The sequence below is a fragment of the uncultured Dietzia sp. genome, from assembly GCF_937873725.1.
In the GTDB taxonomy this organism is placed as follows: domain Bacteria; phylum Actinomycetota; class Actinomycetes; order Mycobacteriales; family Mycobacteriaceae; genus Dietzia.
On record NZ_CALMYY010000113.1, the window covers coordinates 1 to 17610 of the forward strand.

Genomic DNA, 17610 nt, shown 5'->3' on the forward strand with positions numbered 1-17610 from the left:
TCTCAAGCGTCCAAGACTGGTCGCCGCTACCTCAATCAGCGCGAGGAAGGGACGAACGTCCTGCTCACGGTGCGAAACTCCCCGAACGACGATGTGACGACCGCACCCTTCACCTTGCTCGGCAACGCGGACTACTTTTCTCATTCTGGCGAACGCCCGATCAAAATCCGCTGGGAGCTTCGACGCCCCATGCCTACCGACGTCCTTTCCCAAGCCTCAGTTCTCGGCGTGTAGGAGAACCGTCCGAACTATCCCAATTAGCAATCGAACCGCGATCGCGGCCGGAATGATCCGGGTTCGAGCCGCCGTCGACAACTCCCTCGCCCCGGTGGGGGCAGCCGCCGAGTCCGCACACCGGGTGGGAGCCCGGGAAAGAGGACTGCCGGCGTTGTCGTCGTCGTCGTTTCTTCTCTCCCCTCCCACCACCGGACCGCCGACGCCCCGACCGCCGCACGCGCCCGGCGGAGGCGACGCGCGCCCGAACGGGGACGCCCGGCGGGCGCGGGGTGCGATCATGCACAGGCCGGGCCCGGGCGAGCCCCCGACCCCGGCGACCGCGCTCGCCACCGCGCACGACCACCGACCCGCCCCAGGAGGACACCCGTGAGCACCGCGAGAGACATGGTCCACGTCCCCGGCGGGGAGTTCGTCATGGGCAGCGACGCCGACTACCCCGAGGAGCGGCCCGCCCACCTGCGCCGGGTGGAGGGCTTCCACATCGACCGCACGCCCGTGACCAACGCCCAGTTCGCGCAGTTCGTCCGCGAGACCGGGTACGTCACCACCGCCGAGACCGCGCCCGACCCCGCCGACTACCCCGGCGCCGACCCCGCCCTCCTCGTTGCCGGCTCCCTGCGGTTCACCCCGCCGCCCGGGCCGGTCCCGCTGGACGACTACCGGCGCTGGTGGAACTACGTCCCCGGCGCGTCCTGGCGCCGGCCGCAGTTGGACGACGCCCCGGCCGTCGACGACCACCCCGTGGTCCACGTCTCCCACCACGACGCCACGGCCTACGCCCGCTGGGCGGGCCTGGACCTGCCCACCGAAGCAGAATGGGAGTACGCCGCCCACGGCGGGGCGGGCGGGACCCGATTCCAGTGGGGCGACGAGTTCGCGCCCGGCGGCCGCGCCATGGCCAACACCTGGCACGGCGAGTTCCCCTGGCAGAACCTCGACCCGGACGGCCACCAGCGCACCAGCCCCGTGGGCGCCTACCCCGCCAACGAGTTCGGGCTGGTGGACACGATCGGCAACGTGTGGGAGTGGACCGACTCGCCCGCGACGGCCTCGCACCACGCCGCAGTCGTGGGAACGACGACGACGACGGCGACCCCCTCCGGGACGCGGGCGGCCACCGGCGGGGCACCCGCCTCGTGCTGCAGCCCCGGCGGCTCCGCGGCACCCGGGGCCCAGCCCCGCAAGGTGATCAAGGGCGGCTCCCACCTGTGCGCGGCCAACTACTGCCGGCGGTACCGGCCCGCCGCCCGCCAGGCCGAGGACGTGGACTCCGCCACCTCCCACCTCGGGTTCCGATGCATCCGGCGAACATAACCGAATGGTCATTCTTCTCATGTCGCGGCGCACGCTGATCTAGCTTGGGGGAAGCGACGGATCGCCGCCCCGGCTCCAGCGCGCCCCCCACGACAGGAGCGGTCCCGATGAGCCAGACAGGCCCCGGCCGAATAGAGAGCCCCGCCCGCCTCGGATCAATGCCCCGACGGGGGTTCATGGTGGGCGCCGCCGCGACCGCCGCGGGCGTCCTCGCCTCCACGGCCACCAGCGCGGCCCAGACGCCTGTAGAGGCGACGGCCGCCGGGGCGCCCGCGGGCCCGCAGACCGGCCGGATGGTGCGGCGCCCCAACATCATCCTGTTCATCACCGATCAGGAACGCACCCCCATGCACTGGCCCGCCGGCTGGGCCGACGAGAACCTGCCCAACCGCCGCCGCCTGCTCGAGCACGGGCTGAGCTTCGACAACGCCTTCTGCGCCACCGCCATGTGCTCGCCGAGCCGCAGCACGTTCTTCACCGGCAAGTACCCGGCCGAACACGGCGTCGTGGGCACCCTCACCGAGGGCGGGACCGTCTCGCCCTTCGAGGCGACCCTGCCGCCGACCGAGCAGAACATGGCCAAGATCCTCACCTCGGCCGGCTACCAGGTCCACTACCGGGGCAAATGGCACATGAGCAAGAGCGCCGACGGCGGCGCCCCGACCCCGGACGACATCGCCGGGTTCGGCTTCCTGGGATGGGAGGGCCCCGACTTCGGCGGCGACACCGAGGTGCACAACTTCGGCGGTGGCTGCGCGAACAACGACGGCAACGTGATCGACCAGGCCGTGGAGTTCCTCTCCACGGTCGAGCAGAGCGAGGACCGGCCCTTCGCGCTCGTCATCTCGCTGGCCAACCCGCACGACATCCTGGCGTTCCCCAAGACGTGGGACGACGTCGAGGAGGACGGGTGCAGCAACTACGCCTCCGCCGCACCCGGCGCGTTCAACCAGGGCATCGAGCTGCCCGCCTCGTACACCGAGCACCTGGCGCTCAACCACAAGCCCAGCGCGCAGGTGCAGTCCATGGCCCTGCTCGCCGGGGCCCTGGGTCCCCTGCCCACCCAGCGCGGCGCCCTGGACTACATCAACTTCTACGCCTACCTGCACAAGGTGGTGGATGAGCACCTCGGCACGATCCTCGACACCCTCGAGGCACGATCCGCGGTGCGCGACCGCACGGTGATCTTCCGGATCTCCGACCACGGCGAGATGGGAATGTCGCACGGCGGCCTGCGCCAGAAGACCTTCAACGCCTACGAGGAGACCCTCCGCGTCCCGCTGATCGTGTCCAACCCGGTCATGTTCCCCGGGCCGGCCCGGACCCCCGCGCTCGCGTCGTTGGTCGACCTCATGCCCACCATGTCGCACCTGGCCGAGGTCCCCGACCCCGCCGCCTGGACGTTCCGGGGCGCCGACCTGGTCCCCGTGATCGAACAGTCCGTCGCCGGCTCCACGGGCGCGGCGGTCCAGGACAGCATCCTGTTCACCTTCGACGACGAGAACTGCGCCGCCCCCGACGGCCAGAACACCGTCAAGGAGCCCAACCACATCCGCGCCGTCCGCGACAACCGCTACAAGTACGCGGTGTACTTCGACCCCGACGGCCAGGCCCTACCCCAAGCCGAGCTCTACGACCTGCACGTGGACCCGAACGAACTGCGCAACCTCGCCGACCCCACCGCCATCCTGCAGTTCCGGGCGGACCTGGTGGCGATGATGCACGGCAAACTCATGGAGCGGATGGCGGCCACCCACACCACGCCGGTGGTGACGTTGCCCCTGCCCACGGGCTCGTCGGTGCCGGCGGGGGCGGGGGGGGGCCAGCCGGCGCCGATGTCGTAGGCCTCTCGGGCCCCGGGGCAGCCGGGGCCCGCCCGGCGTGCCGGCACCGTGCGGGCGACCGCTACTCCACGAGGAAGTCCGCAATCCACTGGCGGATGTCGGTCAGGGTCGCCGGATCGACCTGGCCTGCGCGGCCGACCACACGCTGACGCGAGATGGTGCGCACCTGCTCGGTCATCGCCCAGGAGTCGCGGTCGAGGACGTCGCCGCGGAGTAGGACATGGTTCGACCATCCGCGATTCACCGAGGTCACCGGAACCACCATCACGAGCGTGTCGGCGATGGAGATGTGCGCTCTCGAGGACACCACCACCGCGGGTCGGCGGCCCTGGCGTTCACGACCGACCACGGGATCGAGGACCACCCACACGATCTCGCCGGAGGTCGGGTCAGACATCCTGCGCCGACTCCCACCACTCGGTCTCCTCCTGGTAGGACGCCAGATCGTCGGACGACGTCGCGTCCACCTCGGCGCGGAGACGCTCGAATCGTCGCTGCTTGTCGGCGAGGGCGGCGAGAAATGCCAGGTGTTCACCCAGGGTGCGGTGCTCCTCCGCCGCCTGCTGCTTCAGCAGGTCCCGCAACTCACGGCTGACCTTGATCGTGGTGGCAGACATACCGTGAGTATACCGATGGTCATACCCCACGGACGCTGCTGCGGACCTCGATCAGCTCCCACCGCCTGACGGGGCCGGGGGCGTGGGCCCGGCACATCGTGAAGATCGGCTCGGAGTAGGCCTCGCGCAGCCACACCTCGACCGGCCCGCGCGGACCCTCGAGCGTCACCTCCACGTGCTGGTCGCGCTCGACCACGCGCACGGGGGCCAAGGCGTCGATCCGGTCGTCGGGCACCACCGCGCGGGCGTGGTGCTGGGCGCTCTGCACGGCCGCCGAGTGGCTGCTGCGCCCGCGCAGGTAGCGCTCGTCCACCCGGCCCTCGGTGTAGCGGGTGACGATGTCGGCCGGGTCGTCGGCCTGGTCCACACGCCCGTAGAGCAGCCCGTGCGGCAGGACGAGCATCGTCGCGGCAAAGCGGTCCCCGCCCAGGTGGGAGCACTCCCACGTGGCCTCCGGGTGCCGCGCGGCGATGCGCGCCGCGGCGGCGCGCCCGCGCACGGCGCAGCACTGATCGTGCCTGCCGTGCGCGCACACCGCGACCAGCGGTTCCGCCGACGGCGTGCCCGCCGAACCGTCGAGGGGGATCTCGGCGAACCCGACGGGGCCGTCGACCTCGCCCCACCGCAGCGACTCGTGCCCGGGGCGGGCGTCGGCCAGCGCCCAGCGCCACCGGCGCCCATCGGGATGACGACGACGACCCGGCCGGCGGATCGCGGCGATCCGGACGTCGGCCTCCTGGGCTCGCCCGGCGATCTCCCGGCCCAGCTCGGGCGGCAGGAGATCGGGCGAGTCGAGCAGCGCCGAGTAGCCCCACGCCCCGGCCAGCTCGACCATCAACCACCGCAGCCCCCGCGATCCCGACCCCTCCAGGGGATCGCCCCGGCGCAGGGCGGCGTCGCTGCACGGCTCCCACCCCGCCGGCCTGGTCACAGCGCCACCACCACGCCCTCCCGCAGCAGGCGACGCAGCACCACCAGTCCGTCGTCCGCGTCGAGGCCGGGGAGCGAGCCCGCGGTGACGGGCGTGCCGCGGAGAACCTCACGCAGGGCGGGGGCGCACTGCGCCGGGAAGGTGACCGACCCGGTGGGCAGCCGCAGGACGACCTTCTCTGGGCTGCCGGGGCCGAGCGAGGCGTGGAGCCCGTCCCGCAACCGCAGCCGGGAGTCGACGTCCAGCGCGGCGATGGCGTCGAGGGTGGCCAGCGGGCGGACCGCGGCGGGCCGGGTGAGGTCCAGGTACTGCCGGGCGAGCGCCTCACCTGCCAGGCTGCCGAGCTGCTCCCGCTTCTCGGCGATGAGCCTGGCGAGCACGTCGAGCACCGCGCGCGCGTGCGGCTCGGCGCGAGCGGCCTCGACCGGCGCGATCCCGAACGGCAGCGACGCGCGCAGCTCCTCCTCCGAGGCCAGCGCCTCGATCACCGCCTTCGCCAGATCGTGCCCGGTGAACGGCGCGACGCCCACGGTGAGGTGGATGGAGGTCTCGCCCTGCGCCTGCGCCGAGTGGATCCAGCCGCGCGGCAGGTAGAGGCAATCCCCCGGTTCGAGCACCTCGTCGATCACCGGCTCGTCTTGCGCCCGCGCGGCGATCGCCTCGCGGTGCTCGGTCCACGGCTGGTCGGCGAGCGGCTGGCGGTGGACGGGCTCGTGCACGCGCCACCGCTTGGCGCCGGACACCTGGAGGACAAACACGTCGTGGACGTCGTAGTGCGGATCGAACCCGCGGTTGGCCGGCGGGGTGATGTACGCGTTGGCCTGCACCGGGTGGCCGACGGCCGAGGTCACGCCCCGCACGAAGTCGATGATCGGCGGCCAGAACCGGTGCAGTCCCTGCAGCACGATCGTCGCCCCGGCGGCGAACTGCGTGAGCACGCCGTCGGGGTCGAGCTGATCGGGCATCTGCGCGCCGAACCCGCCGGCGCGGGTGAAGCACGCACGATCGACGAGCGTGCCCTCCCGCGCCATCCGGACGAAGGGCGTGCGCACCCCGCGTTCGGCGATGATCTCGTCGACCATCGCGGGCGTCAGCAGGTCGGAGAAGTCGCGCGGCAACTGCGCCGCTCGGCTCAGCAGCGGCCGCCGGCCCCACACGTCCGCCGCGAACTCCTCCCGCCCGCAGGCGACGCACCGCTCGAGCACGTGCGGTCAGGCCGAGCCGTCGGCCCCGCCGTCGTGCGCGTCGGGGTCCGTACCGCCGTCGGCCAGGCCCTCGCCCTCGCCCTTCATGTGGTGGGCGGAGCCGTCCGCGCCGCCGTCGTGGCCGCCCGGGTTGGAGCCGCCGTCGGCCACACCCTCACCCTGCGCGTCCGAGGTGGTGATGTCGTCGTCGCTGATAGCCATCTGCGTTCCTCTCGTCGATCCCGACTGTGAGCCGGGACACACTGGAGCGTGCAGTCCCACTATGGCACCGGCACGGCCTCCGCACGACCGGAGACCGGCCGCGGGCCCGCCGAGCGTCATACACTGCGGCCGTGGTGGCCGGCAGCCCGGCCGCGACCCGACCCGAGAGGCGTGACCATGCAGTTCAGATGGGGCCGACCCGACCTGGCCGCGTACCGGGCGCGGCCCTCGACGCCGCCGGCCTCGCCGACCTCCCCGCTCACGGTGTCCTTCCTCGGCGTGACCACCCTGCTGTTCGACGACGGCGAGTCGGCCGTCATGACCGACGGGTTCTTCACCCGACCTTCCCCGGCCCGGACGCTCCTCACCCCCCTGCGGAGCGACCCGGCACGCATCGACCACGCCCTGCGCACCGCCGGGGTGGACACCCTCGACGCCGTGGCCTGCGGGCATTCCCACTACGACCACGCCCTCGACTCGGCCGCCGTCGCCCAGCGCACCGGCGCCACGCTCGTCGGCGGGGAGTCGACCGCGCAGCTCGGGCGCGGGGCCCGGCTGCCCCCGGATCGCATCGCCACCGTCGCCCCGGGCGAGGCGCTGACGTTCGGCGGCTTCACCCTGACCTTCCTCGAGTCCGAGCACTCGCACCCCGACCGCATCCAAGGGGTGATCGAGCGCGCGGTCGCCCAGCCCGCCCCGGTGCGCGCGTACAAATGCGGCGAGACGTGGTCGATCCTCATCGACCACCACGGCTCCGGGCGGTCCGCGCTCGTCCACAGCAGCGCCGGCTTCCGGCCCGGGATGCTCGACGGGCGCCGCGCCGACGTGGTCTACCTCGCCGTGGGGCAGCTCGGTCATCAGCCCCGGGAGTACATCGAGCGCTACTGGGCCCAGACCGTGACGGCCGTGGGCGCGGAGTCGGTCATCCTCACCCACTGGGACGACTTCTTCCGGCCACTGACCAAGCCCCTGCGGGCACTCCCCTACGCGGTCGAGGACCTCGACGCCGCGATGCGCGTCCTCACGGCGTGCGCCGAGCGGGACGGAGTCCACCTGGAGCTGCCTGCGCTGTGGCGTCGCACCGACCCGTGGGCCACGAGACCAGACAAGTGACAGAGGAGGAAACCGAGCAGGGAATCACTCAGCTGCTTTCCTGCCCGCGGACGTCCGGCGTCGGCTGCACCTGGACCAGCCCGGGGCGCAGGTGGAGATGACCGAGCGTGACGACGGGGTCATCGAATTGCGGGCCGCACTTCCCGTGCCGGCCGACCAGCGCTGGTTCTGGGCCGAGCGGTGGCAACAGCGTGAGCTTGAGGTCGACGAGCACGTCGCTGCCGGCAGGGTGACGGTGCACGAGTCAACCGAGGACTTCCTCGACCACCTCGACCGACTCGACGCCGAGTGAGGTTCGAGACCACCCCGGCCTTCGACTCGGACTACAGGCGTCTCAAGCGCGAGCACGCCATCGCGTTCAAGTCCGTGGTCCGAGAGAAGTTCGCGCCAGCGTGCGATGCGTACGCCACGGAGCCGTCCACGCCGTGGCCAACCTCGCTACGCATCAAATCGGTCCGGTCGGCGCCCGGAGTCCTGGAAATGACCTGGTCGTTCGCGAGCCCAGACGGACGCGCAACCTTCGAACTGATCACCGTGGATGGAGAGCTGCGCTGCCGGTGGCGACGGGGTGGCGACCACGATGTCTTCAAGACTCCGTAGACACCATCCGGTCCGCTGACACGAGGCTGAGCTAGACCACCGCGCCGTCGACCAGCTTGAGCTGCGCATCGCACCGGGCCGCCACCGTGGCGTCGTGGGTGACGAGCATCAGGGCCACCCCGAACTCGCGGGCGGTGTCCAGCAGGAGCTCCATCACCACCTGCCCGGACTCGGAGTCGAGCGCGCTGGTGGGTTCATCGGCAAGCAGCAACGAGGGCTCTCTCATCAGCGCCCGCGCCACCGCCACTCGCTGCCGCTGCCCGCCGGACAGCGCACCGACAGGCCGTGCCCCCACAGACCGTGCCCCCACAGACCGACCCGCGGCATCGCCCAGACCGACCACGCCGAGCAGCAGGTCGGCCCGCTCGCGCACCTCGCGGCGCCTGGCCCGTGACGGCCGCGAGCCCAGCCACGCCATCGCCTCGAGCTGTTCGCGGGCCGTGAGCGACTCCAGGAGGTTGGACTGTTGGAACACGATGCCGATCTCGTCCCGGCGCAGCGCCGCCCCGCGTCTCGGGCTCACTCCGGCGAGGTCCACCACACCGTCCCTGGTCTCCAGCCACACCTGACCCGATTCCGGCCTGGTCAGCGTGGCGGCCACCGCGAGCAGGCTGGATTTGCCCGATCCCGAGGGCCCGGTCACGGCCAGACTGCGCCCTCGGTCGATCGCGAGCGAGACGTCGTCGACGGCGGTGACCCTGCCCTCGCCGTCGGGGTAGGTCAGGACCACGTTCTCCATCCTGAGCGCGGGGGACGCGGGGGTCGCGGGGGCGCGACAGCCGGGGCGGGGGCCGGTCATCGGGCGGCCCCCAGCGCGGAGTTGGGGTCGGCCGTCACGACGGGCCGCAGCGAGACGGCGGCGCCGGCGAGGCCGAGCACGGCGAGCAGCGCGGCCGGCACGAGCGTGGTCCCGGCCGAGACGACGAACGGCACGGCGCCGCCCACGGCCAGCCCGAGCAGCGCGGCGATCCCGACCCCGCCCCCGATGCCCACGGCCAACACGACCGCCGCCTGGCCCACCGAGTCGCGGACCACCGCCGCGGTGGACGCGCCGAGCGCCTTGAGCACCGCCACGTCGCGGCGGCGCTGCATCCCCCACACCGCGAAGAACGCGCCCACCACCAGGGCCGTGACCGCGAGCAGCATGGACGTCATGGTGCTCAGCGAGGTGTTCTCCGCCTTGTGCGACGGCAGTGCGCCCACGAGTCCGTCGGAGTCGACCAAAGCGAGCCCCGAACCATCAGCAGCGGCACCGGCCACCGCGTCCGCCGACGCGGCCATAGTGGTGGCCGCCCCACCCCGGGGCGCGAGCGCTTTCCAGGTGTCGAGATCGGTCACCACGACCGGGGTGTGCGAATGCCAGAGATCACCGGCGTGCCCGGAGACCGCCAGCGTGCGGCCGCCGATCCCGATCCGGCCGACGCCCGCGCCCACCTCGTCGTCGACGCCTGTAGAGACCAGCGCGCCTCCCCCGGCCGGCGGGGCCACCGACCCCACCGGTCCGGCCAGCCCCACGGCGACGGCGGAGACGCCGGTCTCGGAGCCGTCGTCCAGGGTGATCCGGGCGATGCCCACCGGCACGGCCGTCGGGTCCTGGGCGAGGACGGCGGCCACCTGCCCGTCGGTGAGCGCGGCCCGGTCGAGGTCGACGGCGCCCTTGTCGTCGGCGGGCAGGACGAAGCCCGATCCGCCCGACCCGAGGGCCCGGAGCGCGGAGACGCTCTGGCCCGCCAGCCCGGCGGTCAGGCCGAGCAGGCCCGCCACCAGGACGGAGAGCAGCAGCACGACGCCGGTGATGAGCGCGAAGCGCCCCCGGGCCGTGCGGAGGTCGCGGAGTGCGAAGAACATGGGTCTTTCCTCTCGTGACGGTATGCCTCGAGACTCGTCGCGGGGACGCGCGATCGGATCGCCCGCGAGGATGGTCCCGCGGGACGAACGGGGGAGCCGCCACTCCACCTTTCGATGGATGCGGCGGTACGGCGCCGACGACTAGCGTCGACCGGGTGACCTCTGTGCCCACCTCGACCTCTGGACCGGCTGTGCCCGCGTCCGTCCCGGAGCTCCCGCCCGAGTCGGCCGGGGTGCGGGTGGTGTTCACTCAGCTCCAGGTGGCGCTGCACACTCTGGTGGCCGCGCTGCTGACGCTCACGCTGGTCAGCGCGCACCGGGACACCGCCGGCGAGCCCGATCTACCGGCCGTGCTGGCCGCGGTCGGGTTCGCGGGCGTGTACGTGGCCGGGACCGTGTGGGCGCGCCGCCGCGAGGCCACCGCCGCCGCCCGGCTCTGGTGGCTGGCCGCCGTCCTGGGGCTGTGGGCGGCGCTGGTGGTGCAGGTCCCCGAGGCCGCCTACCTGGCGTTCCCGCTGTTCTTCCTGGCCCAGTTCCTGCTCGGCGTGTGGGCGGGCGCGGCGTCGGTGGCGGCGCTCGCCGCCGTGGCCGTGGTGTCGCTGGGCGTGCACGACGGTTTCACCCCCGCCGGGATCATCGGGCCGGCGGTCGGGGCGGTCGTCGCACTCGGCCTGGGGGCCGGCGTGCGTGCGCTGCACCGCGAGTCGCAGGCGCGGCGCGCGGTGATCGCCGAACTCGTGGCCGCCCGCACGGAGCTCGCCGCGCGGGAGCGGGAGGTGGGCCGCGAGGCCGAGCGGGCGCGGCTGGCCGGCGAGATCCACGACACCGTGGCCCAGGGGCTGGCGAGCATCGGGATGCTGCTGCACGCCGCCGAGCGCACGGATCCCGCACACCCCGCGGTGGACCGGATCCGCCTGGCCCGCGAGGTGGCGGCGGAGAACCTCACCGAGACCCGCAGGCTCATCGCCGCGCTGCGACCGGCGCCGCTCGACGGGGTCACGCTGGCCGGGGCCCTGGGCCGGGTCGCCGACCGGGTCCGCGCCGAGAATCCCGGGCTCGAGGTGGCCGTCGACGGCGGGCTCACAGGCGAACCGCCGGCGGAGCTCGCGGCGGCGCTGGTCAGGGTGGCGCAGGAGGCCCTGACCAACGCGGTCAGGCACGGCTCGCCGCACCGGATCACGCTGACGCTCACCGGCTCGCCCGCCGATTCCCCGACCGATTCTCCAACCCTGGTGGTGCTGACGATCGCCGACGACGGCCGCGGCTTCGACCTCACCGCCCCGCGCACCGCCGCGGCGTTCGGGCTCGACGGCATGGCGCGGCGGGTCCACGACCTGGGTGGCACGCTCGACGTGGACTCCGAGGTCGCCGGGGGCACCACGGTGCGCGCGGTGCTGCCGCTGCCGGGGAACGACGGATGACGACGACGAGGGTGCGGGTGCTCATCGCCGACGATCACGCGGTGGTGCGGACCGGGCTGCGGGCGCTTCTGGACCCCGATCCCGCGGTCGAGGTGATCGCGGACGTGGCGGGGGCCGGCGACGCCGTGGAGCGCAGCAGGATCGGCGACGTGGACGTGGTGCTGATGGACCTGCGCTTTGCCGGGGACGCCACCGCCGGGGTCCGGGCCACCGCCGCGCTCCGCGGGCTCACCGACCCACCTCAGGTTCTGGTGCTGACCAGCCACGACACGGACGCGGACATCCTCGGCGCGATCGAGGCCGGGGCCTGCGGCTACCTCCTCAAGGACGCCGGCCCCGACGAGCTGCTGGCCGCGGTCCACGCCGCCGCCGCCGGCGAGAGCGCGCTCTCCCCCACCGTCGCCGCCCGGCTCCTGAGCCGGCTGCGCGACCCGCGACCGGCGCTCACCGACCGCGAGGCGGAGGTGCTACGCGCGGTGGCCGGCGGGGCGACCAACCGGCAGGCCGCCGCCTCGCTGCACCTGTCCGAGGCCACGGTCAAGACCCACCTCGTGCACGTGTTCGGCAAACTCGGCGTGACCTCGCGGACCGCCGCCGTGGCCCGGGCCCGCGAGCTAGGGGTGTTGTAGCAGCGGTGCGGTCAGAGGCTGGCGCCGCCGCTGCCCTGGCGCAGCGCCTCGGTGACCGAGCTGAACATCGTGGACTTGATGGCCCCGAGGGTGGCGCGGTCCTTGCCGAGGATCGGGCCCAGGCGCGCGAGGGCCGCGGCGACGATCTCGGACTCCGGCGCGGTGGCGTCCACGAGGCCCGCCTCCCTCGCCTCGGGCCCCGGGTAACGGTGGCCGGTGCTCATCGCCGTGATGGCGGTCTGCGGGGTGGTCTTGGCCTGGATGAGCGCGGCCATGCCGGGGGTGAACGGGATGGTGATGTCCACCTCGGGGAAGCAGAAGTAGCCGCGGTCGTCGCGCATCACCCGGTAGTCGTGGGCCATGGCGAGCATGGCGCCGGCGCCGAACGCGTGCCCGTTCACCGCCGCGACGGTCGGCAGGGAGAAGGTGAGAACGCGCGTGAACAGCTCCTGGACCCGGCCGACGTACCAGTCGAGCCGATCGGGGTTCGCCATGAGCCAGTCCAGGTCGAGGCCGTTGGAGTAGAACTTGCCCGCGCCGACGGTGACGAGTCCCTTCGCGGACGACTCCACCTGATCGAGCAGGGCGTTGACGGCGTCGAGCCGGTCCGGGGCGAAGCGGTTCTCGTCGCTGCCGAGGGTCAGGACGGCGACGCCCTCGTGGTGGGTCAGGGTCGGGGTCATCGTTCGGGCACCTTTCAGGTGGGGGGGTTCGTGGGTGCGGGCGCTGGTGCCGGCCCGGGTGGCGGCCCCGGCCCGCGGGCGGCTGCGGGGCCTCGTCGTCGTCGCCCTCCCGAACGACTCCCACGCGACCGACCACGGGACCGGCGGCTGCGCTACTTCACCAGCAGTTCCGCTATCTGGATGGTGTTGAGCGCCGCGCCCTTGCGCAGGTTGTCGCCCGACACCACCAGGTTGAGGCCCCGGGCGCCCTCGATGGAGAAGTCCTGGCGGATGCGGCCCACCAGCGACTCGTCGATGCCCGCCGCGTCCAGCGGGGTCGGCACGTCGACCACCTTCACGCCCGGGGCCTTGGCGAGCAGCTCGCAGGCCCGGTCCGGCGTGATGTCGCGCTCGAACTCGGCGTTGATGCTCAGCGTGTGGCCGGTGAACACGGGCACGCGCACGCAGGTCCCGGCCACGCGCAGCCCTGGCAGGCCGAGGATCTTGCGCGACTCGTTGCGCAGCTTCTGCTCCTCGTCGGTCTCCTCCGAGCCGTCGCCGACCAGCGCGCCCGCCAGCGGCAGCACGTTGAACGCGATCGGCGCGACGTACGGCCCGTTGTCGTCGACCCTGAGCGCCGACCCGTCGTGCACCAGCTCGTGGCCCGCGCCGATGTTGCCGGTGACCTGCTCCTGGAGCGTCTCCACGCCGGCGAGACCGGAGCCGGAGACGGCCTGGTACGTCGACACCACGAGCCGCGTGAGCCCGGCCGCGTCGTGCAGCACCTTGAGCACCGGCATCGCCGCCATGGTGGTGCAGTTGGGGTTGGCGATGATGCCCTTCGGCGGGTTCTGCGCCGCCTCGGGGTTGACCTCCGAGACGACCAGCGGGACGTCGGGGTCCTTGCGCCAGGCGCTGGAATTGTCGACGACGACAGCGCCCGCCGCCGCGAACCTGGGCGCCTGCTCCTTGGACATGGTGCCGCCGGCCGAGAAGAGGGCGATGTCGATGCCCTGCAGCTCCTCATCCGTGGTGGCGGCGGTGTCCTCCACGAGGATCTCCTCGCCACGGAACGGCAGCGTGGTGCCGGCGGACCGGGCGGAGGCGAAGAACCTCACCTTGTCGGCCGGGAAGTCCCGCTCCTCGAGCAGGGCGCGCATCACGCGGCCCACCTGGCCCGTGGCTCCGACGACGGCGACAGTGGTCATGGGTGGGTCATCTCCTGGGAATTCCGGCTGGGGGCAAAGGTCCATCCTACCGGCCGCGTCCATCCCGGTCAGCGACGCTCGTCACACCCGCTCAGCGCACCCGCCGGCACCGCCCGCCCGCCCGCCGCCACCGCCTCGGCCCGCCGCCTCCGCCCGCCGCCACCGCCCCACCGCCCCACCGCCCGCCCGCCCCAGGGCCGCCAGGCGCCGTCCAGAGGATTTCGCCTGCGTCGGTCGAGTAGCTGTGCGCGAATTCCTCTTCTCGGCGTGAGTCTGCGCGTTCGGGACGTGAGTCTGCGGGTTCGGGGCGTGAGTCTGCGGGTGACTGGGTCCGATTTCCACATGCCCGCGCGCGTCCACAGGCCAGTCCGAATAGACCTGCCAAGGCGCGGTTTGACGGTGGTCGCTGGGCATAGTCACGACTCGTGAGCACCGATTCCCGCAACGGCCCGATCCGTACCCGCGACCTGCGACATCTCACCGGAAGCCGTTTGACCAATCGCGGCTACACCCGCCTCCACCACGGATTGTGGGTCCGCGACAACGTCCGCATCGACGCCTGGGCACGTGCGGAAGCACTCATGGAGCTGTACCCGGGCGCTACGCTGACCGGCTGGCTCGCGGCGACGCTCTACGGCCACAATTTCCCGCCGCGCACCTTCGCGGACGATGTGGTGGCGCCGGGACGACGGATCGAGCGGCCTGGAGTGGCAGGTTGGCAGTACCGGATCCCGCACGAGCACATCCAGGTGCTCACCTCGGGCCGCTCTCCGGACATCCGGATCGCGACCCCCGAGTGGGTCCTTTTCGACATCGCTCGGCGCGAGCCACGTGTCGAGGCGATCTGCGCGCTCGACGCCTCCACGACCATGGGCGTCCTGCCCATCGGTCGGTTACCGGCCCTGGTCCAGGGGATGCGCGGCGTCCGCGGTCGCCGGATCGTGCTCGACAGGCTGGTGGAAGTCGACACAGATGCCGAGTCGCCCTGGGAGACCCGGACGCGATTGTTCCTCCTCGAGAACGATCTGACAGGTTTCGTCCTTCAGTACTGGGTGCCTGGGTTCAGGTATCGCCTCGACATCGCTTGGCCGGAACTGAGGGTCGCGGTGGAATACGACGGCGGGGGCCACCGTACGAAGAAGCAGCAGGCAGATGACGAGATTCGTCGTAACCGGCTGCGGGCGGCCGGCTGGTACATCGAGGTGGTCACCGCGACCTCACTGATCCGCACCCCCGGCGAGATCCTGGCGCACGTCCGGGCGGCACTCCGCAGCCGCGGCTACGACGGCGTCAGCGCCTGATCCTGCCGGCCAACCCGCTCGATCGCGCCGCTCGTTCGCGCCCCCGCCCCCGCCCCCGCCCCCGCCCCCGCCCCCGCCGCTCGTTCGCCGAGAAGAGGAATTCGCACGCAGCCACTCGAGCGATACGGGCAAATTCCTCTTCTCGGCGGGCGGGGTCGGCGGGCGGGGTGGGGCGGGGCGGGGCGGGGTGGGCGGGCGGGCGCGGGGCGGGTGGGCGCGGGGCGCGCGGGGCGGGTGGGCGGCGGGTGGGCGAGGGCGGGGCGGGGTGGGCCGGTCAGCGGCCGGTGCCGGCGTAGACCTGGGCCTCCTCGTTGCCGCCCAGCTCGAAGGCCGCGTGCAGGGCGCGGACGCTGTCGGGCAACTCCTCCTCGCGGACCAACGCCGAGATGCGGATCTCGGAGGTGGAGATGAGCTCGATGTTGATCCCGGCCTCCGAGAGCGCCTCGCAGAACGTGGCGGTGACGCCCGGGTGCGACTTCATGCCGGCGCCCACCAGGGAGACCTTGCCCACGTTGTCGTCGTACAGGACCTGGTCGATCCCGAGATCGTCCTTGGCCCGGGACAGCACCTCGACGGCCTCGGCGCCCACCTCGCGCGGGCAGGTGAAGGTGATGTCGGTCTTGCCCTCGGCCTTGGACACGTTCTGCAGGACCATGTCGATGTTGATCTCGGCGTCGGCGACGGCGCGGAAGATCTTGGCCGCGTACCCGGGCTGGTCCGGGATGCCGACCACGGTGATCTTGGCCTCCGAGGCGTCGTGCGCGACTCCGGTCAGGACTGCGTCTTCCACGGGGATGTCCTCCACATTTCCGGCCACGAGCGTGCCGGGGTTGGTCGAATACGAAGAGCGAACGCGCAGGGGCACGTGGTACCGGCGGGCGAACTCGACGCTCCGCAGGTTGAGGATCTTGGAGCCCACGGCCGCCATCTCGAGCATCTCCTCGTACGAGATGGTGTCGAGCTTGCGGGCGTCCGGGACGATCCGGGGGTCGGCGGTGTAGATGCCGTCGACGTCCGAGTAGATCTCGCAGACGTCGGCGCCGAGCGCGGACGCCATGGCCACGGCCGTGGTGTCCGAACCGCCGCGGCCGAGGGTCGTGACGTCGCGGGTCTCCCGGGACACCCCCTGGAACCCGGCGACCAGGGCGATCTTGCCCTGATCGAGGGCCTCCCGGACCCGGCCCGGGGTGATGTCGATGATCCGGCTGTTGCCGTGGCGGGTGGTGGTGATGATCCCCGCCTGCGACCCGGTAAACGAGTACGCCTCCATCCCGAACGAGCTGATGGCCATCGCCAGGAGCGCGTTGGAGATCCTCTCGCCCGAGGTCAGCAGCATGTCCATCTCGCGCTGCGGGGGCGCGGGGCAGACCTGGTCGGCCAACTCGAGCAGCTCATCGGTCGTGTCGCCCATCGCCGAGGCCACCACCACGACGTCGTTCCCGGCCTTCTTGGTCTCGACGATCCGCTCGGCAACCCGACGGATTCGTTCTGCGGACTCCACAGAGGAGCCGCCGTACTTCTGCACCACGAGTGCCACGCGGTCACACCCTTCCGGTGTTGATCGGCTTGTCGCAGCCACACTTTACGGGAGGTGTTTACTCGTCATCGATGACGGAAACCTGGGTGGCGGTAATCCTCGCCCTCGCGTCCGCCCTCAGCCAGGCCTTCGGCACCGTCATGCGGCACCGGACCAAGGGCCGCGCCGGGGGTCGGCTCGAGGGTCGCTTCGGCGTCCTGGGCAGCAAGTACTGGTGGTCCGGGATGGGCATCAGCCTGGCCGGATTCGCGTTCCAGGGACTCGCCCTGGCGTTCGGCACGCTCATCCTGGTGCAGACGCTCACCGTGTTCTCGCTGATCTTCGCCCTGCCGCTCGGCGCGTGGGTCACGGGCCGCCGTGTGACCAAGACCGAACTGTTCTGGGGGCACGTCCTGGCGGGATGCGTGATGGTCCTGCTGGTCTACGGACGGCCGACCGGCGGTCAGGCCCATCCGCCCTGGTACGAATGGGCGCTCGCGTGCGGGGGCGGGGTCCTCGTCGTGGGGGTCCTGTTGGCCCTCTCGCGACGACGACGACGCAACGGCAGCCGCGCCCTGCTCCTGGGCGTGGCCGGCGGCACCGCGTTCGCCTACGTCGCGCTGCTCACCAAGGGAGTGGCCGACCGCTGGTACGCGGGCGGCGTGGCCGAGGTGCTCACCACCGGCGAGGCGTACGGGCTGGTCCTGGCGGCGGTCGCCGCGCTCACGCTGCAGCAGATGTCGTTCTCGGCCGGGGCGGTGCACCAGGCGGTGCCGGCGTCGACCGTCACCACGCCCGTCGTCGCGCTCGGGCTGGGCGTGGTGGTGCTGGGCGAGTGGTTCACCGTCGACGGACCCGCGCTGGCGATCCTCGCGGTGACCCTCGGGGTGATGGTGGTGGCGACCGTGCGGCTCGCGCACAAGGAGGTCGACCCCGAGGACGGACCGGCACGGGGCGAGGCGG

Annotated in this window: 18 protein-coding genes and 1 pseudogene; 9 read left to right on the forward strand and 10 right to left on the reverse strand. The window is 72.5% G+C overall.

Annotation, left to right across the window (positions count from 1 at the left end; all coding sequences use genetic code 11):
* The 3 genes from Q0444_RS12595 to Q0444_RS12605 form a co-directional block, all read left to right on the forward strand.
* The coding region (locus tag Q0444_RS12595; RefSeq protein WP_299023381.1) for a DUF3427 domain-containing protein at window positions 1-234 on the forward strand (234 nt) is incomplete at its 5' end.
* 387 nt (window positions 235-621) lie between these two features.
* Complete coding sequence (locus tag Q0444_RS12600) at window positions 622-1551, forward strand: formylglycine-generating enzyme family protein (protein ID WP_299023391.1); 930 nt, start codon at window positions 622-624, stop codon at window positions 1549-1551.
* 158 nt (window positions 1552-1709) lie between these two features.
* Window positions 1710-3395, forward strand: a complete 1686-nt coding sequence (locus Q0444_RS12605) for a sulfatase-like hydrolase/transferase (protein WP_299023382.1) — start codon at window positions 1710-1712, stop codon at window positions 3393-3395.
* Window positions 3396-3456: 61 nt separating this feature from the next.
* Here Q0444_RS12605 and Q0444_RS12610 read toward each other — a convergent pair whose 3' ends face one another.
* The 5 genes and pseudogenes from Q0444_RS12610 to Q0444_RS12630 form a co-directional block, all read right to left on the reverse strand.
* Window positions 3457-3792 (reverse strand): type II toxin-antitoxin system PemK/MazF family toxin, encoded by a 336-nt coding sequence (locus Q0444_RS12610; protein ID WP_299023383.1) that lies wholly within the window; start codon window positions 3790-3792, stop codon window positions 3457-3459.
* Window positions 3785-4012, reverse strand: a complete 228-nt coding sequence (locus Q0444_RS12615) for a hypothetical protein (RefSeq protein ID WP_299023384.1) — start codon at window positions 4010-4012, stop codon at window positions 3785-3787. The genes Q0444_RS12610 and Q0444_RS12615 overlap by 8 nt, the downstream gene beginning before the upstream one ends.
* A 19-nt stretch (window positions 4013-4031) precedes the next feature.
* Entirely contained in the window at window positions 4032-4847 is an 816-nt protein-coding gene (locus Q0444_RS12620) for a sucrase ferredoxin (RefSeq protein WP_299023392.1), read from the reverse strand.
* Window positions 4848-4939: 92 nt separating this feature from the next.
* Window positions 4940-6148, reverse strand: coding sequence for a cupin domain-containing protein (locus Q0444_RS12625; RefSeq protein ID WP_299023385.1), 1209 nt, complete (start codon window positions 6146-6148; stop codon window positions 4940-4942).
* A gap of 9 nt (window positions 6149-6157) precedes the next feature.
* Window positions 6158-6349 (reverse strand): annotated as a pseudogene (locus tag Q0444_RS12630) (BatC protein); the annotation flags it as partial.
* A gap of 177 nt (window positions 6350-6526) precedes the next feature.
* Here Q0444_RS12630 and Q0444_RS12635 point away from each other — a divergent pair.
* Window positions 6527-7462 carry an MBL fold metallo-hydrolase gene (locus Q0444_RS12635; RefSeq protein ID WP_291082081.1) on the forward strand — a complete coding sequence of 312 codons (936 nt, stop codon included), beginning with the start codon at window positions 6527-6529 and terminating at the stop codon, window positions 7460-7462.
* Between the two features lie 97 nt (window positions 7463-7559).
* Window positions 7560-7754, forward strand: coding sequence for a hypothetical protein (locus Q0444_RS12640; protein WP_291082079.1), 195 nt, complete (start codon window positions 7560-7562; stop codon window positions 7752-7754).
* Between the two features lie 339 nt (window positions 7755-8093).
* Here Q0444_RS12640 and Q0444_RS12645 read toward each other — a convergent pair whose 3' ends face one another.
* Entirely contained in the window at window positions 8094-8861 is a 768-nt protein-coding gene (locus Q0444_RS12645; RefSeq protein ID WP_299023386.1) for an ABC transporter ATP-binding protein, read from the reverse strand.
* On the reverse strand, window positions 8858-9910 hold the full coding sequence (locus Q0444_RS12650) for an FtsX-like permease family protein (RefSeq protein ID WP_299023387.1): 1053 nt from the start codon (window positions 9908-9910) through the stop codon (window positions 8858-8860). Before Q0444_RS12650 ends, Q0444_RS12645 begins: the two co-directional genes overlap by 4 nt.
* Window positions 9911-10101: 191 nt before the next feature.
* On the opposite strand from Q0444_RS12650, the gene Q0444_RS12655 reads away from it, so the two are divergent.
* Together Q0444_RS12655 and Q0444_RS12660 are read left to right on the forward strand one after the other, a co-directional pair.
* Window positions 10102-11331, forward strand: coding sequence for a sensor histidine kinase (locus Q0444_RS12655; RefSeq protein ID WP_299023388.1), 1230 nt, complete (start codon window positions 10102-10104; stop codon window positions 11329-11331).
* On the forward strand, window positions 11328-11960 hold the full coding sequence (locus tag Q0444_RS12660; RefSeq protein WP_291082071.1) for a response regulator transcription factor: 633 nt from the start codon (window positions 11328-11330) through the stop codon (window positions 11958-11960). The genes Q0444_RS12655 and Q0444_RS12660 overlap by 4 nt, the downstream gene beginning before the upstream one ends.
* Window positions 11961-11971: 11 nt before the next feature.
* On the opposite strand, the gene Q0444_RS12665 is transcribed toward Q0444_RS12660, so the two are convergent.
* On the reverse strand, window positions 11972-12643 hold the full coding sequence (locus Q0444_RS12665; protein WP_291082069.1) for an enoyl-CoA hydratase/isomerase family protein: 672 nt from the start codon (window positions 12641-12643) through the stop codon (window positions 11972-11974).
* Window positions 12644-12795: 152 nt separating this feature from the next.
* On the reverse strand, window positions 12796-13830 hold the full coding sequence (locus Q0444_RS12670; RefSeq protein WP_291082067.1) for an aspartate-semialdehyde dehydrogenase: 1035 nt from the start codon (window positions 13828-13830) through the stop codon (window positions 12796-12798).
* 425 nt (window positions 13831-14255) lie between these two features.
* Between Q0444_RS12670 and Q0444_RS12675 the strand changes: the two genes are divergently transcribed.
* Window positions 14256-15131 carry a DUF559 domain-containing protein gene (locus Q0444_RS12675; RefSeq protein WP_299023389.1) on the forward strand — a complete coding sequence of 292 codons (876 nt, stop codon included), beginning with the start codon at window positions 14256-14258 and terminating at the stop codon, window positions 15129-15131.
* Between the two features lie 274 nt (window positions 15132-15405).
* On the opposite strand, the gene Q0444_RS12680 is transcribed toward Q0444_RS12675, so the two are convergent.
* The gene (locus Q0444_RS12680; protein ID WP_299023390.1) at window positions 15406-16668 is read right to left on the reverse strand and encodes an aspartate kinase; all 1263 of its coding nucleotides are present in this window, start codon (window positions 16666-16668) and stop codon (window positions 15406-15408) included.
* Window positions 16669-16739: 71 nt separating this feature from the next.
* On the opposite strand from Q0444_RS12680, the gene Q0444_RS12685 reads away from it, so the two are divergent.
* On the forward strand, window positions 16740-17610 hold an 871-nt coding region (locus Q0444_RS12685; protein WP_291080830.1), incomplete at its 3' end, for a DMT family transporter.